At 65.2% G+C, this 23,204-nt stretch carries 22 protein-coding genes and 1 tRNA gene; 8 read left to right on the top strand and 15 right to left on the bottom strand.

Going from position 1 to position 23,204, the window contains the following annotated elements; all coding sequences use genetic code 11:
- Nucleotides 1-47 precede the first annotated feature (47 nt).
- The 3 genes from ACP2AV_RS08715 to trpC are packed head-to-tail and all read right to left on the bottom strand — an operon-like array spanning nt 48 to nt 2,490.
- Complete coding sequence (locus ACP2AV_RS08715; RefSeq protein WP_426372292.1) at nt 48-1,217, bottom strand: molybdopterin molybdotransferase MoeA; 1,170 nt, start codon at nt 1,215-1,217, stop codon at nt 48-50.
- On the bottom strand, nt 1,214-1,690 hold the full coding sequence (gene moaC, locus ACP2AV_RS08710) for a cyclic pyranopterin monophosphate synthase MoaC (RefSeq protein ID WP_426372291.1): 477 nt from the start codon (nt 1,688-1,690) through the stop codon (nt 1,214-1,216). Before moaC ends, ACP2AV_RS08715 begins: the two co-directional genes overlap by 4 nt.
- Nucleotides 1,690-2,490: an indole-3-glycerol phosphate synthase TrpC gene (gene trpC, locus ACP2AV_RS08705; RefSeq protein ID WP_426372290.1), complete on the bottom strand. Its 801-nt coding sequence runs from the start codon at nt 2,488-2,490 to the stop codon at nt 1,690-1,692. Before trpC ends, moaC begins: the two co-directional genes overlap by 1 nt.
- Nucleotides 2,491-2,682: 192 nt before the next feature.
- On the opposite strand from trpC, the gene ACP2AV_RS08700 reads away from it, so the two are divergent.
- Nucleotides 2,683-4,746, top strand: coding sequence for a 3-hydroxyacyl-CoA dehydrogenase NAD-binding domain-containing protein (locus ACP2AV_RS08700; RefSeq protein WP_426372289.1), 2,064 nt, complete (start codon nt 2,683-2,685; stop codon nt 4,744-4,746).
- On the opposite strand, the gene ACP2AV_RS08695 is transcribed toward ACP2AV_RS08700, so the two are convergent.
- Nucleotides 4,747-4,962, bottom strand: coding sequence for a hypothetical protein (locus ACP2AV_RS08695; protein ID WP_426372288.1), 216 nt, complete (start codon nt 4,960-4,962; stop codon nt 4,747-4,749).
- A 132-nt stretch (nt 4,963-5,094) separates the two neighbouring features.
- Between ACP2AV_RS08695 and ACP2AV_RS08690 the strand changes: the two genes are divergently transcribed.
- Entirely contained in the window at nt 5,095-5,352 is a 258-nt protein-coding gene (locus ACP2AV_RS08690) for a DUF2312 domain-containing protein (RefSeq protein ID WP_426372287.1), read from the top strand.
- Nucleotides 5,353-5,479: 127 nt separating this feature from the next.
- Entirely contained in the window at nt 5,480-5,944 is a 465-nt protein-coding gene (locus tag ACP2AV_RS08685) for a DUF302 domain-containing protein (RefSeq protein ID WP_426372286.1), read from the top strand.
- Between the two features lie 29 nt (nt 5,945-5,973).
- On the opposite strand, the gene ACP2AV_RS08680 is transcribed toward ACP2AV_RS08685, so the two are convergent.
- Complete coding sequence (locus ACP2AV_RS08680; RefSeq protein ID WP_426372285.1) at nt 5,974-6,852, bottom strand: hypothetical protein; 879 nt, start codon at nt 6,850-6,852, stop codon at nt 5,974-5,976.
- Nucleotides 6,853-6,982: 130 nt separating this feature from the next.
- Here ACP2AV_RS08680 and ACP2AV_RS08675 point away from each other — a divergent pair, with 130 nt between their 5' ends.
- From ACP2AV_RS08675 to ACP2AV_RS08665, 3 genes are all read left to right on the top strand, one after another.
- Nucleotides 6,983-8,647, top strand: coding sequence for an ABC transporter permease (locus ACP2AV_RS08675; protein WP_426372478.1), 1,665 nt, complete (start codon nt 6,983-6,985; stop codon nt 8,645-8,647).
- Complete coding sequence (locus ACP2AV_RS08670; RefSeq protein WP_426372284.1) at nt 8,644-9,165, top strand: gluconokinase; 522 nt, start codon at nt 8,644-8,646, stop codon at nt 9,163-9,165. The genes ACP2AV_RS08675 and ACP2AV_RS08670 overlap by 4 nt, the downstream gene beginning before the upstream one ends.
- A 9-nt stretch (nt 9,166-9,174) precedes the next feature.
- Nucleotides 9,175-9,250, top strand: a tRNA-Thr gene (locus tag ACP2AV_RS08665).
- A 266-nt stretch (nt 9,251-9,516) separates the two neighbouring features.
- On the opposite strand, the gene phoB is transcribed toward ACP2AV_RS08665, so the two are convergent.
- From phoB to ACP2AV_RS08635, 6 genes are all read right to left on the bottom strand, one after another.
- The gene (gene phoB, locus ACP2AV_RS08660; protein ID WP_426372283.1) at nt 9,517-10,206 is read right to left on the bottom strand and encodes a phosphate regulon transcriptional regulator PhoB; all 690 of its coding nucleotides are present in this window, start codon (nt 10,204-10,206) and stop codon (nt 9,517-9,519) included.
- Complete coding sequence (gene phoU, locus ACP2AV_RS08655; RefSeq protein ID WP_426372282.1) at nt 10,203-10,919, bottom strand: phosphate signaling complex protein PhoU; 717 nt, start codon at nt 10,917-10,919, stop codon at nt 10,203-10,205. Before phoU ends, phoB begins: the two co-directional genes overlap by 4 nt.
- A gap of 4 nt (nt 10,920-10,923) precedes the next feature.
- Complete coding sequence (gene pstB / locus ACP2AV_RS08650; protein ID WP_426372477.1) at nt 10,924-11,721, bottom strand: phosphate ABC transporter ATP-binding protein PstB; 798 nt, start codon at nt 11,719-11,721, stop codon at nt 10,924-10,926.
- Nucleotides 11,722-11,733: 12 nt separating this feature from the next.
- Nucleotides 11,734-13,071 (bottom strand): phosphate ABC transporter permease PstA, encoded by a 1,338-nt coding sequence (gene pstA / locus ACP2AV_RS08645; protein ID WP_426372281.1) that lies wholly within the window; start codon nt 13,069-13,071, stop codon nt 11,734-11,736.
- Nucleotides 13,068-14,543: a phosphate ABC transporter permease subunit PstC gene (pstC, locus tag ACP2AV_RS08640; RefSeq protein ID WP_426372280.1), complete on the bottom strand. Its 1,476-nt coding sequence runs from the start codon at nt 14,541-14,543 to the stop codon at nt 13,068-13,070. Before pstC ends, pstA begins: the two co-directional genes overlap by 4 nt.
- A gap of 95 nt (nt 14,544-14,638) precedes the next feature.
- Nucleotides 14,639-15,679 carry a substrate-binding domain-containing protein gene (locus ACP2AV_RS08635; RefSeq protein ID WP_426372279.1) on the bottom strand — a complete coding sequence of 347 codons (1,041 nt, stop codon included), beginning with the start codon at nt 15,677-15,679 and terminating at the stop codon, nt 14,639-14,641.
- A gap of 291 nt (nt 15,680-15,970) precedes the next feature.
- Here ACP2AV_RS08635 and mnmH point away from each other — a divergent pair, with 291 nt between their 5' ends.
- Nucleotides 15,971-17,020 carry a tRNA 2-selenouridine(34) synthase MnmH gene (gene mnmH / locus ACP2AV_RS08630; protein WP_426372278.1) on the top strand — a complete coding sequence of 350 codons (1,050 nt, stop codon included), beginning with the start codon at nt 15,971-15,973 and terminating at the stop codon, nt 17,018-17,020.
- Here mnmH and selD read toward each other — a convergent pair.
- A complete protein-coding gene (selD, locus tag ACP2AV_RS08625) occupies nt 17,017-19,233 on the bottom strand; it encodes a selenide, water dikinase SelD (RefSeq protein ID WP_426372277.1) in 2,217 nt (738 codons plus the stop codon). The two genes, mnmH and selD, sit on opposite strands and share 4 nt — an antisense overlap.
- Before the next feature lie 17 nt (nt 19,234-19,250).
- Nucleotides 19,251-19,958 (bottom strand): pyridoxamine 5'-phosphate oxidase family protein, encoded by a 708-nt coding sequence (locus tag ACP2AV_RS08620; protein ID WP_426372276.1) that lies wholly within the window; start codon nt 19,956-19,958, stop codon nt 19,251-19,253.
- A gap of 9 nt (nt 19,959-19,967) precedes the next feature.
- Between ACP2AV_RS08620 and ACP2AV_RS08615 the strand changes: the two genes are divergently transcribed.
- Nucleotides 19,968-21,257 carry a glycerate kinase type-2 family protein gene (locus tag ACP2AV_RS08615; protein ID WP_426372275.1) on the top strand — a complete coding sequence of 430 codons (1,290 nt, stop codon included), beginning with the start codon at nt 19,968-19,970 and terminating at the stop codon, nt 21,255-21,257.
- A gap of 24 nt (nt 21,258-21,281) precedes the next feature.
- Here the strand turns inward: ACP2AV_RS08615 and ACP2AV_RS08610 are convergent, their stop codons facing one another.
- Entirely contained in the window at nt 21,282-21,605 is a 324-nt protein-coding gene (locus ACP2AV_RS08610) for an ArsR/SmtB family transcription factor (protein ID WP_426372476.1), read from the bottom strand.
- A gap of 289 nt (nt 21,606-21,894) precedes the next feature.
- Nucleotides 21,895-23,148, bottom strand: a complete 1,254-nt coding sequence (tyrS, locus tag ACP2AV_RS08605; protein WP_426372274.1) for a tyrosine--tRNA ligase — start codon at nt 23,146-23,148, stop codon at nt 21,895-21,897.
- Between the last annotated feature and the right edge of the window lie 56 nt (nt 23,149-23,204).

The raw sequence follows: 23,204 nt of genomic DNA, 5'->3' as shown, positions 1-23,204 counted from the left end.
GGGCAAGGAAACCCGGGGCTTGGCCGCAGGGCGCGCCTTAGGTGGTGTCAAATGCTGATGAATTCCACGATCTCACGCGCCTTGCGCGGCCCGTCGCCGGGTGGGCGGATCAGCAGGGCGCCCGCGTCCGACAGGACAGACAGCAACGCACTGTCTTGGCGCGGGTTCGGCGTGATCCCATCGGGACCGATGGCGGCGCGCATGTAATGTTCCCGCGGGCCATTGGCCGCGATATCGCAGGCCAGCGCGGCCCGGCGGCGCGGTGCTGGCGCGGCGGGCAAGCCCATCAAGGCGCGCAGCGCTGGCAGCAAGAACACATGCCCGCACACCATGGCCGACACCGGGTTGCCGGGCAGGCCGATCATCACCGCATCACCCAGCCGTCCAGCCATCAGCGGTTTGCCCGGGCGCATGGCCACCTTGTAGAAGCTGCGCTGCAGGCCCAGGTCGGCGGCCACATCAACCACGATGTCATGATCGCCCACCGACGCGCCGCCGATCGTCACCACCATGTCGGCGCCGCGCGCCAGGTCCAGCACCAGTTTCAGCGATGCCGGCGTGTCTTTGGCGATCGGCAGCAGGCGCGCGATGCCGCCTTCTGCTTCGACCAAGGCTTTCAGACCGAAACTGTTTGACGCGATGATCTGGTCGGGGCCGGGGGTTTCACCGGGCATGACCAGTTCGTCCCCCGTCGCGATGATCGCGACCACCGGTTTACGCCGCACGGGCACGTCCGGCACGTTCATCGACGCCAGCAATGCCACGTCCGAGGGGCTGAGTCGGCGCGGCGCCTCCAGCGTATCGCCGGTGGCAAAATCATTGCCGGCCGGGCGAATGTTCGGCCCGTTTCCCAGACTGTCCAGAATGGTGATCCGATCGCCCGCGCGCGTCACATCTTCTTGGATGACCACATGGACGGCGCCGGGTGGCACGGGCGCGCCGGTAAAGATGCGCAGCGCTTGATCGCCGCTGATCGTGCCGTCGAACCTGTGCCCGGCTGCGGATTCACCGATCACCGTGAACTGCTGGCCCGGCGCGGGATCGCAGGCAATGGCATAGCCATCCATGGCCGAGGCGGGAAAAGGCGGTTGATCGCGCCGGGCGCGCACCGGTTCGGCCAGCACCCGCCCTGCGGCATTGGCCAGCGGCACGGTGTCTTGCCCCAGCGGCGCGCAAAGATCAAAGATCTGCGCCAACGCCTGTTCAACGCTGATCATTCGGCCTGATAGCGGCCGGATTTGCCGCCGTCCTTCAGGGTGACGCGGATGCCACCGATTTCCATCGTCTTTTCGACCGCCTTTACCATGTCATACACGGTCAGGGCGGCGGTGGACACGGCCGTCAGCGCCTCCATTTCGACGCCGGTCTGGCCGGTGGTCTTGACGGTGGCGCAGATGCGCACACCCGGCAGCGCGGGGTCGGGCGTCAGTTCAACCGCGACCTTGGTGATCGGCAGCGGATGGCACAGCGGGATCAGATCTGCGGTGCGCTTGGCCCCCATGATGCCAGCCAGCCGCGCAACGCCCAGAACGTCACCCTTTTTGGCGCGTCCTTCTGTAATCATTTCAAGCGTTTCGGGGCGCATCTTGATGTGCCCTTCGGCCGTGGCGATGCGGTTGGTCACGGTCTTGTCGGACACATCGACCATATGCGCGTGCCCGTCGCCGTCGAAATGGGTCAGCCCGGCCATCAGGCGGCTACCGGGTTGGCCAGGATCGCGCGGGTGGCGCTTTCAACGTCGTCTTGCCGCATCAGGCTTTCGCCGATCAGAAAGCAGCGCGCCCCCACCTGCGCCATGTCGGACAGATCCTGCGGACCACTCAGCCCGCTTTCGCAGACCAGCGTGCGTTGCGGTTCGGCCAGGGCGGCCAGGCGGCGGGTGGTGTCCAGTGTGGTCTGGAAGGTCTTGAGGTTGCGATTGTTCACCCCCAGCAGGGGGGATTTCAGTGCGCGGGCGCGCTCTAATTCATCCTCGTCATGCACTTCGACCAGCACGTCCATGCCCCAGCCCAAGGCGGCGTCTTCCAGTTCGACCGCTTGGGTGTCTTCGACCGAGGCCATGATGATCAGGATTGCATCGGCGCCCCAGGCGCGCGCCTCGGCGACCTGATAGGGATCATACATGAAATCCTTGCGCAGGACGGGCAGGCTGACTGCCGCGCGCGCCGCAATCAGGTAGTCCGGCGCGCCCTGAAACGACGGCGTGTCGGTCAGCACCGACAGGCAAGTGGCCCCGCCGGCCTGGTAGGCGCGCGCGATGGCGGGTGGGTCGAAGTCGGGCCGGATCAACCCCTTGGACGGGCTGGCTTTCTTGACCTCGGCGATCAGGCCGTAACCGGTCTTGGCGGCAGTTTGCAGGGCGGCGGCAAAGCCGCGCGGGGCATCGGCGGCGCGGGCGGCCTCTTCGATGCGGGCCATGGGGCGCGCGGCCTTGGCGGCGGTGACCTCGTCCAGCTTGTAGGCCTTGATGCGATCCAGAACATTCGTCATGGGCCATGGGATAGCCCGCACGCGGGGCAAAGAAAAGGGGGCTTTGGTCGCGAAACCGGCCCACGGTGGCGCGCTGATGCCACGCCTTTCCATCGGTTTGCGCCCAAGGCGAACAAGGGCTTGCGCTGTCGCGGCGCATTCCCCCAGATAGTCGTGGGACGGGGCCGAACAAGATTGGCCAGGGGACAGATCATGCGTGACAGGTTGCAGCCGACACTAGCGGATGGCGTCGCGACGGTGGCCTTGCCGGGCCGGGCCGATGCGATCACGCCGCTGGACGGCGCGCTGCGGGCCGCGCTGTGGGCGGCGCTGGACCGTTTGCGCGGCGCGGCGGATGTGCGGGTAGTTGTGCTGATGTCCGGGCCGGGCGGCTGGCCGGGCGGCCTGGCGATCGACGGCGATGCGCCGGGCCTGGCGGATTTGTGCGCTCTGATCGAAGAATTCCCCATTCCTGTCATCGCGGCGCTTCAGGGGCAGGTCCTTGGCAGCGGGCTGGACCTGGCGCTGGCATGTCATCATCGCGTTTCACAACGTGGCACCCGGTTTGCCGCACGGCAGATCACGCTGGGCGTGCCGCCGTGGGGCGGGGCCACACAGCGCCTGCCACGGATCGTGGGGGCGGGCGCGGCGTTGGATGTGTTGTTGTCCGGGCAAGCCATCGGCACCGCGCGGGGCGAAAAAATCGGGCTGGTCGACACGGTGTCGCGCACGGATCTGTCCGAGGTCACTGCAGGGGTCGCCCGCGAGCTTGCAGGCTCCGCCCCCACGCGTGCCCGCGATGCCGAAGCGCTGCTTGACGAAGGCCCGGACGCCCTTGCGGCGATTGCCGAGCGGCGGGCAGGCCTGAAGGCCACCCGCCTGCATGCCCCCGGTCTCATCGTGGATTGCGTCGAGGCCGCGATGTTGTTGCCGTTCGAGGGCGGAATGGACTTTGAACGCGCCGCGTTCGACGACGCCGTGGCCGGTGAACAATCCCAGGCGCTGCACCATCTTGCCGCCTGCGAGCCCTTGGCAGCGCGCCCGCCCACCGCCTTGCCCAAGGCCGCCCCCCCGCGCAAGGTCGCCATCATCGGGGCATCGGGCCTGGGGCAGGGGTTGGCCATTGCGTGTCTGAATGCCGGGATCGACGTGGCGCTGATCGAAGCGCAGGAACCGCTGCGCGACAAGGCCCTTGCCCGCATCCGCCGGGTGTTTGCCCAAGCGCATGGGCGCGGCCAGATCACAGCGCAAGACGCGCAAGGATCGCTCGACCGGCTGGCACTGGGGCCGGGGCTGTCGCTGGCCGAGGGCGCTGATTTGGGGATCGAGGCCGTGGCCGAAACGGAACCGGCCAAGGTCAACGTTCTGTCTGCGCTGCAATCGGCCATGGCCGAGGGCGCCACGCTGGTGACAAAGACGGTGTATCTGGACATGCCCGCGATCGCGGCGGCGCTGCCCGACCCATCCCGCCTGGTCGGCATGCGCTTTCACGCGCCTGCCCATCTGATGCGTATGGTTGAAATCAGCATCCTGCCCCAATGTGCCCCCGATGCCGCCGCCCGCGCGATGGCGCTGGTGCGCGCGCTGAACAAGCAGGCCGTCCAGTGCGCCGGCAAGCCGGGCCTGATTTGCGAGCGTCTGAAAGAAGCGCTGCACGGCGCGGCGCATGTCTGCGTGGAAGAGGGCGCAAGCCCGGCGGATGTGGATATCGCCTTGCAGCGGTTCGGGTTTTCGCGCGGTGTGTTTCAAGGGATCGATGCGCTCGGGGTCGATACCGTGCTGGCACAGCGGCAGGCCTATGCGCCCAAGGCGCGTGGCCTGGCCATGGCGCAGGTGCTGGTCGATGGCGGCCAGACCGGGCGCGGCGTGGCCGCCGGCTGGCTGGCCGCCAGCGCGCAAAAGGGCCCGCCGGCCGACAATGCGCAAACGCTGGACATTCTGCAGGCTTATCGCGCCGGGCAGGACATCGAACCGCGCCCGCTGGGGCGGGGGGAAATCCAGCGCCGCTGTCTTGCCGCGATGGTCAACGAAGGGGCGCGCATGATGGAAACCGGCGCCGTGCCGGGGGTGGCCTCGGTCGATGTCGGGGCGGTGTTCGGGCTGGGCTTTCCGGCATGGAAGGGCGGGCCGATGAAAGCGGCGGACCAATGGGGGCTGCTGCAACTGGAAAATGCGCTGCGCAGCCTGCAGGACAATGCGCCCGACCTCTATACGCCCGCGCCGATGATCCGCGAATTGATCAAGAACGGGCAGCGGTTTTCGCACCAGGTGGGCTGATCAGGTCAGGATGACGCCGAAGACAACAAGCATCAACCCAAACGCCGACAAAAAGAACGCGCCCAGATTGATCGCGACAAGCCCCTTCAGCCGCGCGCGGATTTCGTCGTCCGAGGCGTCCGAGCGTCTTATTTTCATGGCGATCGCGATGCAGTAGACGATCCCGATCAGACCCAGCACCGACAGCACGGCGCCCGCTGTTACCAACCATTCCATAGACATTTCCTTTCGCGATCCTGCGCGGGACGCCCTAGCGCGGGCCGCCCCGCCCCGCAAGACCTTGCGCGTCGCCGCCCCCGGCCTTAATCAGGGCGCTAAAGCACGTGAGCGAACCACCCGGAGGCCCGAATGGACGAGACCAGCAGCGACAGCACCTACCGCGTAACCGCCGATGAACTGCGTCAGTTTATCGAACGTTATGAACGCCTTGAGGCGGAAAAGAAAGACATAGCCGACCAGCAAAAAGAGGTCATGGCCGAAGCCAAGGGGCGCGGCTATGACACCAAGGTGATGCGCAAGGTCATCGCGCTGCGCAAACGCGACAGCAACGACATTGCCGAAGAAGAAGCGGTGCTTGAGATGTACAAGGAAGCGCTTGGCATGTAAGTTCGCCAGTGCCCGATCAGCGCCTTGCCGCCTGCGCCAAACTCGGCAGGTGACGCAGCCCGCGCCGCCGCGCTAGGGTATCGGGGCGAACGTATACAGCCCGGCCCGCCGGGGATTGAGAGGGTTCATGTACCGCGCCACCACAGTATCGACCGCCTTCACCGCCATCACCACCGCCTTCGTCCTGGCCGCCTCGGCCGCGCAGGGTGACGGTATGGTCACCTATTCGTCCGTCGACAGTTTCGACGACACGGTTTTCGCCCTGGAAAATGCAATCATTGGCCAGGGGCTGGTGGTCGATCATGTCAGCCATGTCGGCGAGATGCTGGAGCGGACCCGCGAAGACGTCGGCTCGGACGTGGTTCTGTTCGAAGCGGCGGATGTGCTGTCGTTCTGCTCGGCCACCTTGTCACGCAAGGTGATGGAGGCCGATCCCACCAACATCCGCTTCTGCCCCTACGATATTTTCGTCAGCCAGATGTCCGGCAGCGACGAGGTGACGGTCGGCTATCGGACCATGCCCGCAGGTCCCATGCAAGAGGTCGAGACCCTGCTTGACCAGTTGGCGCGCGAGGCCGCTGGCGCCGACTGACGCGCCTGACGCACCTGACGCCCCGTGCCTCAGGGCGTGATGACGTTCACGCCCGGCAACCGGGCAATTTCCAGAAGATCGTCTTCGTAGGTCTCGGTGACCTGATCGACCAGCGCGTGGTCCCAGCCCGGCAGGTCGATTTCTTCTTCCAGCGCGTCGCTGTTGGCGTATTTGTCCAAAAAGGCCGACAAAACACGGCGCAGCTGCAATTCGTTCGCCATCTGGATTTCGCTCAGATAGGCGCGCAGGCGGGCCATGCCTTCGGGTTCCATGATCTGGCGAATACCGTCAAAACTGCCCATCACCGGGGTCATGGGGGGCAGGCCGGCGATCTCGCGCAGCAGTTCGGTCCAGATCAGGGGCAGGTCTTCGTAGGCCCAAATGGTCAGCGGCACGTCGGGATTGGCGGCGCGAATGTTCGATATCGTGTGCAGCCAACGCATATCCTCAGGGCGCGCGCCGTGCAGCATTTCGGTATAGGGGATCGGGTTGCGCGGCAGTTTCATCAGCGACGGAATGAAGGTCGCCGGGTTGCGCAGCGCCATGTAGAATTCGACCTCGTGGCTGGGAAAGCAGTTGCGCAGCCAGGTTATTTTTTCGGGCGCGCGCAGGTACAATTCGCCCTTCATGAACACGTTCGAGATCGCGCAGGTGAACTTGTCATAGCTCAGGATCAGCCGCTCGGGCGTTTCAGTCCCGACCATGGCGTCGATCAGCATGTCTTCGGTTTCCGGGGCGGCGGGCTGGCCGCGCAGCAGCTTCATCGTTTCCACCAACAGCGTGCGATAGGTGTTGGCCGGGGGCAGGGCGATGCCTTCGCGGGTGAACAAGCGTCGCGATTTGCGCAGCGAGGCCAAAAGCTGATCTGCGTCCGTTGCATGAAACCCGATATGCGCTGCGATTTTCATATCGCCGGTGGTCCTGCCCAATGCTCTTTCCGCCCCTTGATGGCTGGGGGTGTCTTTCCCTACACCGGCTTGTCTGGACAGGCAATTAAGTTTGGCCTAAGCGTCGGGAATGGTCGAGCAGAACACGCACATGGGCAAGTCGCCTGTCGCATCGGGCGCGCGGCGCGTGGGCAGCAGTGGTTGGTCGCTCGTGGCGGCGTTGATCGCGTTGCTTGTGCTGTTGCCGATCCTGTCGGTGGCGTGGATTGCGTTGAACCCGACCGAAAACATATGGCCCCACCTGATTGCCACGACCTTGCCGCGCTACCTGGCCTCGACGGCGATGCTGGCGGGGTCGGTGGCGGTTGTATCGGCCTGTGTCGGCACCGGGGCGGCCTGGCTGGTGGTGATGTACAGCTTTCCCCTGTCGCGGATGCTGCAATGGCTGCTGCTTTTGCCCTTGGCGATCCCGGCCTATGTCGGGGCCTATGCGCTGGTCGATTTTCTGGAATACGCCGGGCCGGTGCAGACGGCGCTGCGCGAGGCGTTCGGCTGGCGCAACTCGCGCGATTACTGGTTCCCCGAAATCCGGTCGATGTGGGCGGCCATCGTGGTTCTGTCGGCGGCGCTGACACCTTACGTCTTTCTGCTGGCCCGCGCGGGCTTTCGCGAGCAATCGGGCAACATATACGAGGTGGCGCGCGCCCTTGGCGCCGGTCCTTTCGCACGGTTCTGGCGTGTCGGCCTGCCGATGGCCCGCCCCGCCATCGTGGCTGGCGTGGCAATCGTGATGATGGAGACCGTCAGCGATTTCGGCGCCGTCAGCTATTTCGCGGTGCAGACGCTGACCACGGGCATCTTTTCGACCTGGCTGGAAACCTCGAATGCGGGCGGGGCGGCGCAGATCGCGGGGGTGGTACTGCTGATCGTGCTGCTATTGCTGGGCATGGAAAAGGCCAGCCGGGGGCGGGCGCGGTATCACGGCGGCTCGCGTAGCGCGCGGCCGGTGGTGCCGGTGGCCTTGACCGGTTGGCGCGGCTGGCTGGCCACCTGTTTGTGTTCGATTCCGTTCCTTGTCGGGTTTGTACTGCCCACGGGGGTCATCCTCAGCCATGCGTTGCGCCATCCCGACTACTGGGTCGATGCCGGCTTGGCCCAAGCCTTTGTCAACACCTTGACGGTCGGCGGGATCGCGGCGGTCCTGACGGTGCTGGCCGCGTTGATCATGGTCTATGGGGTGCGCCTGTCAGGGCGGCGGCTGCCGCGTCTTTTGCTCCCCGCGACGACGCTGGGTTACGCTGCACCGGGGGCGGTGCTGGGGGTGGGGCTGTTGATCCCGATGGCGGCGACTGACAATGCGTTTGCCGACGCGGTGCAGGCGCTGACGGGCTATGATCCGGGCCTGCTCATGACCGGGACCAGCTTTGCGATCATCTATGCCTATTGCGTGCGGTTCTTCGCGATCGCGCAGGGCGCGGCGGATTCGGCCATGGGGCGGGTCGCGCCATCGCTGGGCTGGGCGGCGCGGTCGCTGGGCCAAAGCGCCGGGGGAACACTGCGCCGGATCTACATGCCGCTGATCCGCGGATCGGTCGGCACCGCGCTGCTGCTGGTCTTTGTCGATTGCGTCAAGGAACTGCCAGCCACGCTGCTTTTGCGCCCGTTCAACTATAACACGCTGGCCACACGGGTCTATGAAAAGGCATCACTGGAACAGATCGGGCAGGCCGCACCCGCGGCCATGCTGGTCATTGGCGTCGGGCTGGTGGCGGTGGTGCTGATGGCGCGTTCGGAGCACGCCAGCGATCTGACGTGACCATCACCTATGTCATGGGCGTGTCGGGCGTCGGCAAGAGCACTGTAGCCAAGGCCATGGCCCGCCAGTTGGGGGCACGCCTTTTGGAAGGCGACGATTATCACCCCGCAGAAAATATCGCCCGCATGTCCGCGGGCAAACCTCTGACGGATGCGATGCGCGTGCCCTGGCTGGCCACGGTGCGCGCGGCCGCCGAACAGGCAGCGGCGCGGGGCGATGTGGTGGTCGCGTGCTCGGGCCTCAAGGCCGCGTACCGGGCGCTGCTGGCCGGACCCGACGTGGTCATGGTGATGCTGACGGGCGATGCACAGACGATCCGGGCCCGCATGGCGGCGCGCACCGATCACTACATGCCGGGCGCGCTGCTGGACAGCCAACTGGCCACGCTTGAGCTTCCAGAGGCGGGCGAACCGGGCGTGATCTGTGTCGATGCCGATGCGCCGCCAGACAAGGTTCTGCAAAGAGCCATGTCCGCCCGCGCGACCCTCTTGCGCACGCGCGCGCAACCGCGTAAATGACCCCCCAGTGCCCCTATAGCTCAGCTGGTAGAGCAACTGATTTGTAATCAGTAGGTCCGCGGTTCGAGTCCGTGTGGGGGCACCATTTATCACCTACAGATCAATGTATTGAAAGCCGTCTGTTAAGGCGGTCATCGTTGTTCTGGGGCCCCTGCAACATCGCGGCAACATCAAGTGGCTTCGCCGGCGGAATCGCGATTATGAGTTCGGTATGCCGCGCGGGGCGGCGCCATTCGTTGCGCAGGAACTTCCGGGTCTTGTCGTCGGTGATCTGGTTGACCCGCCTGACGCGCGTGGTTTCGGCATGCCGTGACGGCCCAGCCTGCCAGCCCGGCCTGTCAGTCCACTGATCTAGCCAAGCGCATATCCCGCGCCGCGCACGGTGCGGATCGGATCGTCGCCCCCGTGGCGGCTGAGCGCTTTTCGCAGGCGTCCGATATGCACATCGACGGTGCGGGTATCGACGTAGATATCGCGCCCCCAGACCCGGTCGAGCAGTTGCTCGCGGCTCCAGACCCGGCCGGGTTTTTCCATGAACGTGCTCAGCAGGCGAAATTCCGTGGGGCCCAGCTTTAGTTCGTTCTGGCCGCGAAACACCTTGTGGGTTTCGCTGTCCAGCAGGATGTCTTCGAAATTCAACCGCTCGCCCACCGATGCGGGGCGCGAGCGGCGCAACTGGGTTTTGACCCGCGCCAGCAGTTCCAGAACCGAATAGGGCTTGGTGACATAATCGTCCGCCCCGGTTTCCAGCCCGCGCACCTTGTCGACTTCCTCGGTGCGGGCCGAAATCATGATCACCGGCGTCATACGCAGGGCAGGCTTCATCTTGATCTGGCGGCAGACCTCGATCCCGCTGGTGCCCGGCAGCATCCAGTCCAGCAAAACGATGTCGGGCTTTTCTTCGTCCGCCAGCAACAGCGCCTCGGTGCCGTCGGCGGCCTTGATCACGCGAAACCCTTCGCTTTCAAGGTTGTACACCAACACCTCGCGTTGCGCAGGTTCGTCTTCGACCACCAGAACAGACGGTTGCAGATCGCTCATTCGTCTGACTCCGGAAATACCTGGGTGGTGCGGTCGCCCTTGGGGCGATCATCGTCGGGCAAGTCGCCGGTGACCAGATAGATCGTCTGTTCGCAAATGCCCGTTGCGTGGTCGCCGATCCGCTCGATGTTCTTGGCGATGAAGTGCAGGTGCATCCCGGCGGTGATGTTGCGATGGTCTTCCATCATGTGGGTCAGCAGCGAGCGGAACAGCGTGTTGTACATCTGATCGGCTTCGTGGTCGCGTTCGATGATTTCGGCCGCCATGTCCACGTTGCGCTGGATAAAGGCGTCCAGCGCGTCGGCCAGCATCACCTCGACGAAGGTGGCCATGCGGCGCAGCGAACGGACGGTGTCGTTGATTTCGCCGGCCTGGCTGAGCACGGCCGTGCGCTTGGCGATATTCTTGGCATAATCGCCGCAGCGCTCAAGGTGGCTGGAGATTTCCATGACGGCCAGCACCACCCGCAAATCCACCGCGGTGGGCGAGCGCAAGGCGATCAGCCGCGCCGCGTCGGATTTGGCGCTGACATCCATTTCATCGATCACGCGATCGCCTTTGCGGACCTTTTCGGCCAGTTCCGTGTCGTGGGTTTCCAACGCATGGGCGCTGTCGCGCAAGGCGGCTTCGACCAGCCCGCCCATTTTCATGACCTTGGCCTGGATGGCTTCCAGTTCGTTGTCAAACGAAGTGACGATATGTTGTGAGATCATGATGTTACCCAATGCGGCCGGTGATGTAGCTTTCGGTGCGTTCGTCTTCGGGGTTGGTAAAGATCTGGCCGGTGTCGCCGTATTCGACCAGGTTGCCCAGGTGAAAGAACGCGGTTTTCTGGCTGACGCGCGCGGCCTGTTGCATCGAATGGGTGACGATCACCACCGAATAGTCCTGGCGCAGCTCGTCGATCAGCTCTTCGACCTGGGCGGTGGCGATGGGATCGAGCGCGCTGCACGGCTCGTCCATCAGCAGCACCTCGGGTTCGGTCGCCACGGCGCGCGCGATGCACAGGCGTTGTTGCTGGCCGCCCGACAGGCCCGTGCCGGGGGCGTCCAGGCGGTCTTTGACCTCGTCCCAGATGGCGGCGCGGCGCAGGGATTTTTCAACGATTTCATCCAGTTCGCCCTTGGTCCCGGCCAGCCCGTGGATCCGTGGCCCATAGGCGATGTTGTCGTAGATCGACTTGGGGAACGGGTTGGGCTTTTGGAACACCATGCCGACCTTGGCGCGCAGTTGCACCGGATCGACGCGGGGGTCGTAGATATCTTCGCCGTCCAGCAGCATCTGGCCTTCGACCCGCGCGATGGGGATGGTGTCGTTCATCCGGTTCAGGCAGCGCAGAAAGGTCGACTTGCCGCAGCCCGACGGGCCGATAAAGGCCGTGACGGTCTTGTCCTGGATGTCGACATTGACGTCCTTGATCGCATGGGTGTCGCCATAAAACACCTGTACCCCGGACGCCGAGATCTTGGTCCCAAGCGTGTCGCTCACCATGCGTGTGTCTGTGGTATCTTTCATCATGTCGCCTCCTTACCAGCGGCGTTCGAAACGGCGGCGCAAAAGGACCGCCAGGATGTTCATTGTAGCCAGGAAAACCAGCAGCACGACAATGCCGCCCCAGGCGCGTTCATAATAGGCCGGATCGGCGCGTTTGGCCCATTCATAGATCTGGGCGGGCATCGCCGAATTGGGCGCAAGAAACCCGTCGGCCAGCGTTTCGGGTGCGTTCGAGGCAATGAACCCGACCATCCCGATCAGCAGCAGCGGCGCGGTTTCGCCAAGCGCCTGGGCCAGGCCGATGATGGTGCCGGTCAGGATGCCGGGCATGGCCAGCGGCAATACGTGGTGGAACACGGTCTGCATCTTGGATGCGCCGACGCCAAGCGCGGCCTCGCGGATGGACGGGGGCACCGCCTTGAGCGAGGCGCGGGTCGAGATGATGATGGTCGGCAGGGTCATCAGTGTCAGCACAAGGCCCCCGACCAGCGGGGCCGACTGGGGCAGGTGGGCGAACTGGATGAACACGGCCAGGCCCAGGATGCCAAAGACGATAGATGGCACCGCCGCAAGGTTGGAAATGTTCACCTCGATGACGTCGGTAAAGCGGTTTTGTGGCGCGAATTCTTCCAGGTAGATCGACGTGGCGACACCGATCGGCAGCGCCAGAACCAGCACCACCAGCATCATGAAGAACGAGCCGATCATCGACACGCCGATCCCGGCCTGCTCGGGGCGGCTTTCCGATGCGTCGGCGCCAAAGATAAAGCCCCAGTTGAACGTCTTTTTGACGGTTCCGTCTTTGCGCAACTGGTCTACGATGTCGAAATGCTCGGCGTCGATGTTCTTGTCGCGCGCAACGCTTTCGCGCGTCACCCGGCCCTTGAGGTAACCGTCGACCCGCGACGAGGTCAGCAGTTTGAATTCCTGAGTGGTGCCGATCAGCGCGGGGTTGGCCAGCACCGTGTCGCGCAGATCGGCGGCGGCCGAAGCTGACAGGATCTTGCGCAGGTCCTTGGCCTTGGCAAAGGGGTTTTCGATCCCGTGGCCCTCTAGCGTCTTGACCATCGCGGCGTCCAGCAGCGGGTTGTAGCCAAAGGTCGACACCTTTTTCATCACCTCGATGTCGCGGGTGCCGGATTTGTCCAGTTTGGCTTCGGGCAAATCCACCTGCAGTGTGATGAACGTTTGCTGAAAGGCCGGCAGCCCGTTGTACAGGATCGAGCTGACCAGCACGACCAGGAACAACAGCCCGGTCGAAATGGCCGCCACGCCGTACATGCGGAATCGGGTTTCCGATCCGTTGCGCTTGCGGGTGCGTGCGTCCTGCACCAACAGCGACGATGTTGCGGGTTGGGTCGCGTCGGTCATTCGTACTGCTCCCGGTATTTGCGCACGATATAAAGGGCAAGAACGTTCAGCCCCAGCGTCAGCACGAACAGCGTCATGCCAAGGGCAAAGGCCACCAGCGCTTCGGGCGATGCAAAGTCGCTGTCGCCGGTCAGCTGGCTGACGATCTTGGCTGTTACGGTGGTCATCGCTTCGAACGGGTTCAGCGACAGGCGGGCGGCGGCGCCTGCGCCCATCACCACGATCATGGTTTCGCCGATGGCCCGGCTGGCGGCCAGCAGGATGGCGCCGACGATGCCGGGCAGGGCGGCGGGCAGGATCACCTGCTTGATGGTTTCGGACTTGGTCGCGCCCAGCCCGTAGGATCCGTCGCGCATGGTCTGGGGCACGGCGTTGATGATGTCATCGGACAGCGAACTGACGAAGGGGATCAGCATGACCCCCATGACCAGCCCCGCGGTCATCACCGCGCGCTGGCCCTGCATCCAGCCCAGCCCGGTGCTGTCGCCGAACACGGCCAGCAACAGCGGCCCGACGGTCAGCAGGGCGAAAAGGCCGTAGACGATGGTGGGGATGCCGGCCAGCACCTCCAAGAGCGGCTTGGCAATCGAACGCACCCGGCTGCTGGCGTATTCCGACAGGTAGACGGCGGAAAACAGCCCGATAGGCACCGCCACCAGCAGCGCGACAAGCGAGATATAGAGCGTGCCCCACAGCAGCGGCAGCACCCCAAGGCTCGACGCGCCGCCCCGCCCCGAAAAGCTGGGCGCCCATTCAAGCGAGGTAAAGAATTCGGACGCAGGATAGAGACGAAAGAATTCGATCGTGTTGAAGATCAACGATAAAATGATCCCAATCGTGGTCAGGATAGCAATAGAGGCAGCGGCGATCAGGACGGCCTTGATCCCCCGTTCGACCGTGTTGCGGGCGCGAAAATCGGCATGCGCGTCACGCAGCCCCCAAAACGCGCCGGCCAGCGCCAGCGCGATCACGACGACGGACATCATCATCTGGCCGGTCGCGGCCTTGCTGCGATAGGCCTGCGCGGCGGTCAGGACGGTTTGGGTGATGTTCCCGGTCACGACCTGGCCGGCCTCTTTCAGGCGGCGCGTCATATCAGAGAACTCGGCGCGCCCGCTGCTGGCCATTTCTTCGGTGATGAACCCGCCCGCGACGGCATTGTCCAGCCCGCGCGCGGTGCGGCGCACCTCGGCCATGACCAGCCCGCGGCTGGACCCGTCAGCGATTTCGCCATCCGGGATCAGGGTGGTCACGGCACTGTTGATGTAGAGCGGCTGGGCCACCAGCCAGACCAGCATGGCCAGCAAGGCCGGCACCGCCGCTTTCATCGCCGTGTTCGCGCCATAGAAAGACGGCAGCGAATGCAGTTTGCGCAGTGATCCACCGGCGCTCTGAACGGCGCGGGTGCGCCCGATCACATAGCCGGCAGCCGAAATTACGGCCACGATCAGTACAAGCCAAAGAACCGGCATCTTGCCCCCGGAAAAGTCGGTGTCAGTTGGAAACGGGATCTAACAGAAAAATCGGGGCGGCGAAACGCGCCGCCCCTGGTGTTGCCAGCGGCAGCTTACATGCCTTCGCCCATGGTCTGTTCGTCCGAAACCCGCGTCTGGGTGGCTGCCAGGTCGGGGTCCGATACCAGGCCGTATTCGGCCAGCGGGCCATCGGGGCCGGCGATTTCGTCGCTGATGAAGAATTCAGCGTATTCTTTCAGGCCCGGGATCACGCCGATGTGCGCTTTCTTGACGTAGAAGTACAGCGGACGCGACACCGGGTATTCGCCCGACGCGATCGATTCGGTTGTCGGGGCCACGCCTGACATGGTCGCCACTTTCAACTTGTCGGTGTTGTTTTCGTAAAAGGCCAAGCCAAAGACGCCGATGGCGTGGGCGTTCGCGTCGATCGATGCCAGCGTTTCGGTATAATCGCCGTCGATGTCGACCGCCCGCCCGTCAGTGCGCACTTCCAGGCAGGCATCTTCGGCGTCGTCCTGCGACATGCCGCTGTCGATCATGGCTTGCATCGCGCCGGTGGCTTCACAGCCTGCGGCGACGACTTTTTCTTCGAACACTTCGCGCGTGCCGTGCTTGGTGCCGGGGATAAAGGCCAGGATGTCCTGGGCGGGCAGATCTGCGTTGACGTCCGACCAGGTGGTGTGCGGGTTGTCGACCAGCTTGCCGTCAACCAGGACCTTCGGGGCCAGCGCGTTGAAGATGTCCGACGGGGTGAAGGCGTCATAGGCTGGGCCGTCCAGCTGGCTGGCAAACACGATCCCGTCATAGCCGATGCGCACTTCGATGATGTCGCTGACGCCGTTTTCGGCGCAGGCCTTGATTTCCTTTTCGCGGATGGCGCGCGAGGCGTTGGCGATATCGGTGTGCTCTTCGCCGACGCCCTGGCAGAACCGCTTGAGCCCGGCTGACGATCCGCCCGATTCCACGACCGGTGTCGGGAAGTCGAAGTTTTCGCCAAAGGCTTCGGCAACGATCGAAGCATAGGGCAGAACGGTCGACGAACCGGCGACCTGAACCTGGTCACGCGCGCTTGCGGCGGTTGCAGCGACGGCCAGAATGGCCAGAGCCGATGTCGAAAGTTTGGTGAAGGACATCTATGTCTCCTGGATTTTGTAAATTCGCGGGCCGGAGCAGCCGGCCTCGGACGTCTGCTAGAGGCTGTTGATGATGCATATGCTACAGTTGGGTGACAGTTTTATGACGCGCGGCATTTATGGGGCGCGCTGCCCCGTCGCCGCACTGCCCCGTCGCCGCACTGCAGGGCGCGCGGCCTCTCATGTCTGATCACCTGCAACCCGCGACGCGCCCGGTCGTGATCCCCGCAGCCCCGTCGTATATTGGCGGCTGGCCCTCGCCTCGCTGCGCGAAGGACGATAAGAGGCGGTATGGCGCAGGTCTTTGACACGTTGGAACAGGTCTATGGTCACGGATTCGATACCGTGATCGATGTACGCTCGCCCGCCGAATATGCCCACGACCATATCCCCGGCGCGATTTCGCTGCCGGTGCTGTCGAACGAACAGCGCGCGCACGTCGGCACGATTTACAAACAGGTCAGCCCGTTTGATGCCCGCAAGATCGGCGCGGCGCTGGTTGCGCGCAACGCCGCCGCCCATATCTCCGGGCCACTGGCGGACAAACCGGGCGGTTGGCGACCGCTGATCTATTGCTGGCGCGGCGGGCAACGCAGCAATTCCTTTGCCTCGATCCTGCAGCAGATCGGCTGGCGGGCCGACGTGCTCGACGGCGGTTACCAGACCTATCGCCGCCTGGTCGTGGCGGCCATGCATGACACCGCGTTGCCGCACCGGCTGGTCCTTCTGGACGGCAACACCGGCACCGCCAAGACCGCGCTGCTGCAGCGCGTTGCGGCGCACGGGGGGCAGGTGGTCGATCTGGAAGCGCTGGCGGGGCACCGTGGTTCGCTGTTTGGTCGTCGCGCCGGGGGGCAGCCGTCGCAAAAGGCATTCGAAGGGCGCTTGGCCGCGGCCTTTGGCGCGCTCGATCCCGCGCGCGCGGTGCTGGTCGAAGGCGAATCCAGTCGCATCGGCGCGCTGACGATCCCGCCGTCGGTCTGGAAGGCCATGTGCGCCGCCGACCGGACCGAGGTGTCGGCCCCGCTTGCCGCGCGCGCCCGCTACCTCGTGCGGGTCTATGATGACATTCGCCGCGATGCCGACGGGCTGACTGACACGTTGGCGTCCATGGTCCCGCTGGTGGGCCGCGCGCAGGTGGACAGTTGGCTGGCAATGGCCGCGTCCGGCGAATATGAGGCGTTGGCCGCGGCCCTGATGACGGCCCATTACGATCCGCGCTATGCCAAGTCGCGCGCGCGTTACGGCGCGCGCATTACACGCACTCTGCACCTGGAAGATCTGGACCCGGACACGTTGGAGCGCGCCGCGCGCGATCTGGCCCAGCCGTTCACCGCCTAGCGCAGGGCGATCTGGCCGGGGTTTTCGGGGTTTCCGGGGTTCTGGGGATTTCCGGGATTTTCGGTGATCTCACCGATTTCGACGGCGCGAATGCCCGCCGCGTGCAAGTCATGCAAAACCTGCGCAAGCTCTGCACGTGGTAGCGCCGCCAGCAAGCCGCCTGCTGTCTGGGGGTCAATCAGCAACGCGTCGATGGCGCTGTCGCCGAGCGGCGCGATCAGCGCCGCCTGCGCGCGGTTCGCCGGGGCAAGGGTCGATGCGATGCCCGCCCCCGCCAGGTCCAGCGCGCCGGGCAGGGTGGGCACCGCGGTGCGGTCAATCCGCGCGCCGACACCCGATGCAGTGCAGATGTTCGACAGGTGACCGAGCAGGCCAAACCCCGTCACATCCGTCATCGCATGGGCCACCTTGGCCAGTGCGGCGCTGGCGATGGCGCTGGGCTGGCGCATCGATTGCAACGCGGCGCTGGTCCAGCTGCCACGCCCGCGCAGCGCCATGTCGGCGGCCATCACCACGCCGGTGCCCAGCGGCTTGGTCAGCACCAGCGCATCCCCCACGCGCGCCCCGTCCAGCCCGATGGGGGCTTTGGTCAGGCCCGTCACGGTCAGGCCAATCGACAGTTCGGGCCCCGTTGCGGTGTGTCCGCCCAGCACATCCGCCCCCGCTTCTGCGGCCACGACGGCGATACCGGCCATGATTTCGGCCAGCCAGGCGCGCTGTAAATCGGCCGACAGCGGGGGCAGGGTGATCGCCGCCAGCACCGCCTCGGGGGCGGCGCCCATGGCCCAGACATCGCCAAGCGCATGCACGGCGGCGATTTCGGCCATCAGGCGCGGGTCGTCCACAAAGGGGCGCAGTTGATCGACGCTGAGCACTTGCACCGTATCGCCATGCCCAAGCAGGCCCGCATCGTCGGTGCTGGCGCGCACCCGGTCCGCCCGCGCCGGATCATCCAACTGCGCCAGCGCGTCGGCCAGCACCTGCGCGCCAACCTTGGATCCGCATCCCCCGCAGGTGGGCTTGCGATCGCCAAGAACCGCATCGACACCTGCCGCCCGGGTCGCGGGCAGGGCAGGGACCGGCATCGCGGGCAGGTCGGTCAGGCGGGTCATGAACTTGCGGTCGATCCGGTCTTTCCAGCGCCACAGCCATGCGCCCTGGGCGCGCAGCCCTGAGCGATCCACCATGGCCCGTTTGCCGCCCAGAGAAATCAGTTTGAGGTAGTCTTTCTGCGGCTGGTACTGGCGCATCGCGCCGCCGGTCGCAGCGGCGCGCAGATTGTCGAACAGCACCGAGGCCTGACGCACCGCAAAAACCCCGGCCTTGGGGCGCGGCGCATGGGTCATGTGGGCACAATCGCCGACCGCGAAAATAGCCTCGTGGGCGGTGCTTTGCAGGGTGGGGCCGACATCGATGAACCCGTCCGTCAGCGGCAGTCCGGTGCGCGTCAGCCAGTCATAGGGCCGCGTTCCGGCCGCGCCGACCGTGAAATCCGACGGCAGGGTGCGCCCGTCCCAAAGGTGCACGGCGCGCCGTTCGATATGGGTGATCTGGGCCTGTTCAAAAACCTCGACGCCCTGTTTTCGGCACGCCGCAAGCAGCGCGGCGCGGCTGCGTGCGGGCAGGCGCGACAGGGCGGTGGCGTGCTCGATGATGCGCACATGGGCGTTTTTCGCGCCGTTCGCCTGCAGCGCGTGCGCCATGGCCATGGCCAGTTCGACCCCCGCCACGCCCCCGCCGATGACGCTGACCGCGCGTGGCGCCCCATCGGCTGCCTTGCGAAAGGCGCGCCACCGGTCGGCAAAGAATTCCAGCGGTTTTGCGGGGGTGGCAAAGTCGGAAAATCCCGGCAGATCGGGCATGGCCGATGTGATGCCGATATCGACTGACAGCACGTCAAATTCGACCTGCCGCCCAGATTCCAACGTGACCACGCGCGCCACAGGGTCGATCCCGGTGGCGCGGTCCTGAATGATTCGCGCGCCCGCGAACCGGGCCAGCCGATAGAGATCCAGATCCAGCGCCGCGCGCGGGTAGTGACCGGCGACAAAGCCAGGCAACATGCCTGAATAAGCCGCGCTCGCCCCCGGCGAGATGACCGTGACGCGCGCACCGGCCAAGCGCTCCATCCCCCACATGCGCAGGACCAGCGCATGGCTGTGGCCGCCGCCGACCAGCACGATTTCCCGCGTGATGGGGATTGGCAGATGCATGGCTCAGCCCGCCCCAATCATGGCGCCACCCAGCGGCCAGCCCAGCCGTCTGCGCCGGTATAGACCGCGCGCCGGTGCTGGGGGTCAGACAGGATCACCACATCCAGCGCGTCGACGGACTGGCGCAGCACGGCCAGCCGGTCGCGATGGGCGTGCCGGTCAAACGCGCCGGGGGCGCGGATCGGGGTGCCGGGGGCGGGGGTGGTGCCATAATTCAGCCGCGCGGCGCCTTGCATATTGTCCCAGGCTGCGCGCACCGCATCGCCGGTCAGAACCTGTGCGTGCCCGTTGGCCCGGATCTGCATCGTCGCATCCGGGCACCATAGCAGCAGGGCGGCCGCCGGATTGGCCACGATCTGCGCCACCTTGGCGCTGCGCGCATCGGTGTGCAGATCGATTTGCGCCGCGCGCCGGTCGGCGGCCCGGATCACCAGATGTCGCAGCGCCACAGTGCCATCGGGCGCGGTGGTGGCAAAACTGGCCAGCCGTGTTTCCAGACCCGTTTCAGCGCTGGTTTTTGGGCCAGATTCAGCGCCAGTTTCAGGGCCAGATTTCGCGCCAGTGGCGCATACTGCCGGGTCCAGCGCGTCCCAGGCATGGGCAAGCACATCGGGCAGGGTGGTCAAATCGGGTGTATGGCGGGCCATTGCGTGACCATGGCCCAGCCCCGCCCCAAGTGCAACGCTGTGTCGTGCGCTCTGGACGTCGCCGGGATGGCGGGCCATGCTGGCGCCATGACCGATACCCCCGCACCCGACACCCCCGGATCAGATACCCCCCGATCAGAAGACGCCGGACCCGATATCATTTCGTCCACCCGCAGCTCTGCGCGCATGATCTTTGCCGCCGGGGTGGCTGCGGCCGATCCGCGCGCCGGGGTCGCGGCGCAACTGGACGGGCCGTTGGCGGGGCAAACCTTTGCGCGGGTGATCGCGGTGGGAAAAGGCGCGCGCGCCATGGCAGCCGAGGCGATGGCCCATCTGCCGCCCTGCGCCGTTCTCGTGGTCACGAACTACGAAAACGCCGCGCCGCTGGACGGGGCCACGGTGAAGGCCGCCGGGCATCCCGTGCCCGATGACAACGGCGCCGAAGCTGCGCGCGCGGTCGAAGCCGCGTTGCAGGGGCTGGGCCCGGACGACCGGGTTCTGGCGCTGATTTCGGGCGGGGGATCGGCGCTTTTGCCCGCGCCGGCCGATGGTCTCAGCCTTGCGGACAAGGCCGAAGTCAGCCGCCTGCTGCTTGCGTCGGGCGCCGAGATTACCGAAATGAACCTGATCCGCCAGCAGCTTTCGCGCCTGAAAGGGGGCGGGATGCTGCGCGCCGCGGCCCCGGCCCGCGTCACCGCGCTGATCCTGTCGGACGTGGTTGGCGATGATTTGCGGGTGATTGCGTCGGGGCCGACGGTGGCCCCGATCGGAACCCGCGCCCAGGCCATGGCGGCGCTGACGGCGCGCGGGCTGTGGCCCCAGGTGCCACCCGCGGTGCGCGCGTATCTTGCGCGGGCCGATGACGCGCAAAGCACCAGTCCTGCGGCGCAAAATATCCTGATCGGATCAAACGCAATCAGCGTTAAGGCAATGGCGCAAGCGGCTGAGAACGCAAATGTTTCCCAAATGCCGCTTGAGGGGGATGTGGCCGATGCCGCCGCCCGGATCATTGCCGAAGCGACCGGCCCGGGGACATGGCTCTGGGGGGGGGAAACCACCGTGCGCCTGACCGGTGACGGGCTGGGCGGGCGCAATCAGGAACTGGCGCTGCGGCTGGCCCTTGCCGGCCCGCAAGCGAACTGGGGGCCGTTTGTGTTCCTTTCGGGGGGCACCGATGGGCGCGACGGACCAACCGATGCGGCGGGCGCAATCGTGGATCACACCAGTCTGGCCCGGATGCGCCAGGCCGGGGTCGATCCCCAAGCGTTGCTGGCCAACAATGACAGCCATGCGGCGCTGGCGGCCTCGGGCGATCTGTTGATGACCGGGGCAACGGGGACCAACGTGGCCGACCTGCAGGTTCTTATTCGATTGTGAAATCAGTGCCTTGGCGCGGGTTGTTCACCCTTGCGCGGCGTCTTCTTCGACGCGTTCCGGCGTGGACGGACCGGCGCAATACATATCGTACATCAGTTCCAGCACCCGCTTGGGCCGGTTGTCGGCCAGCGAATAATAGATCGTCTTGCCGTCGCGCCGGGGTTGCACCAACCCTTCCAGACGCAGGCGCGCCAATTGCTGGCTGACGGCTGCCTGACGCGCGCCCAGTGTTTCTTCCAGTTCGGTGACAGATTTTTCGCCCGACACCAACTGGCACAGGATCATCAGCCGGCCTTCATGGCTGAGCGCTTTGAGCAGCGATGCGGCATCGCAGGCGTTCTCCATCATCTTGTCCAGGTCGCCGGGGGAAATCCCATTGGCGAAAGGCTGTTCGTCGGCGGCCACTTGGGCATCCTCCTGCGTATCGTCGGGTGTCACATAAATAATATGGAATATTTATGCCGGAAAGGGTGGGCAGGACAAGGGTGTTGACGTTTTTGTGCGGCCCAAAGCGGTCCAAAGCGGCCTAAAGTTGCCCAAAGATAGCCGTAGCGAACCGGTGGTGTAGCGGGCAGGCCCGCCACACGGGGCCTTTTGCGCTGTGGCCGCGAGAGTCGGGGGCCGGCCCGCGCGGGCGTCAGTCGTCCAGCGTGACCAGTGCGTGGCGCTTCTTGCCCGCGCTCAGCTTGATCGGCTGGGCCAGGTCGGCGGCGCCGATCACCAGCCCTGCGTCGGTCAGGGGGGCGTCGTTCATGCGCGCGCCGTTCTCGGCGATCAGGCGCTTGGCCTCTTTGCCGGACTTGGCCAGCCCCGAGCGCACGATCAGTTGCACCACGGAAATCCCGTCGCCCAGATCGGCGGCGGTCAGGGCCAGCGTGGGCAGATCGTCGCCCACGCCGCCTTTTTCGAACACTTCGCGGGCGGTGGCATGGGCGGCCTGGGCGGCGGCGCGCCCGTGCAGCAGGGCCGTCACTTCGTTGGCCAGGATGATCTTGGCCTCGTTGATCTCGGACCCTTCCAGCGCGCCCAGTCTTTCGCATTCATCGATCGGCAGTTCGGTATAGAGTTTCAGGAACCGCCCGGTGTCGGCATCGGTGGTGTTGCGCCAGAATTGCCAGAATTCATAGGGGCTGAGCATATCGGCGTTCAGCCAGATCGCGCCGCCTTGGCTCTTGCCCATTTTCTTGCCGTCCGACGTGGTCAACAGCGGTGTGGTCAGCCCGAAGATATTGGTGTCCAGCACGCGCCGCGTCAGATCGATCCCGTTGACGATATTGCCCCATTGATCCGATCCGCCCATCTGCAACTGGCAGCCGTAGCGCCGGTTGAGTTCAAGAAAATCATAGGCTTGCAGGATCATGTAGTTGAATTCCAGGAAGGACAGCGACTGTTCGCGGTCCAGCCGGGATTTCACGCTTTCAAAGGACAGCATCCGGTTGACGCTGAAATGCCGCCCGATGTCGCGCAGGAAATCCAGATAGTTCAGATCGTCCAGCCATTCGGCGTTGTTGCGCATCAGCGCGCCGTTGCCCTGTTCGCCATACTCCAGGTAGCGGTCAAAGACCTTTTGCATGCCCGCGATATTGGCGTCGATCTGTTCGGGCCCAAGCAGCGGGCGTTCGTCGGCGCGGAACGACGGATCACCGACCTTGGTCGTGCCGCCCCCCATCAGCGTGATCGGCTTGTGCCCGGTTTTCTGGAACCAGCGCAGCAGCATGATGTTCAGCAAATGCCCCACATGCAGTGACGCCGCCGTGGCGTCATAGCCGATATAGGCGGTGACCGTTCCCTTGATCAGCTGGTCGTCCAGCTCTTGCAGATCGGTGCAATCGGCCAGAAAACCGCGCGCGATGATCTCGCGCAGGAAATCTGACTTGGGGTGGTAGGTCATCGTCTTTTGTCCATTCTCAGGCGGGTGTCTGCCCTCTATACTGGGGCGAATAGGCA

The organism is Aliiroseovarius sp. PTFE2010, assembly GCF_049943335.1.
In the GTDB taxonomy this organism is placed as follows: Bacteria; Pseudomonadota; Alphaproteobacteria; order Rhodobacterales; family Rhodobacteraceae; genus JBNFVY01.
Note: the sequence above shows the minus strand (reverse complement) of the source record. Positions and strands in the feature narration are given on the sequence as shown.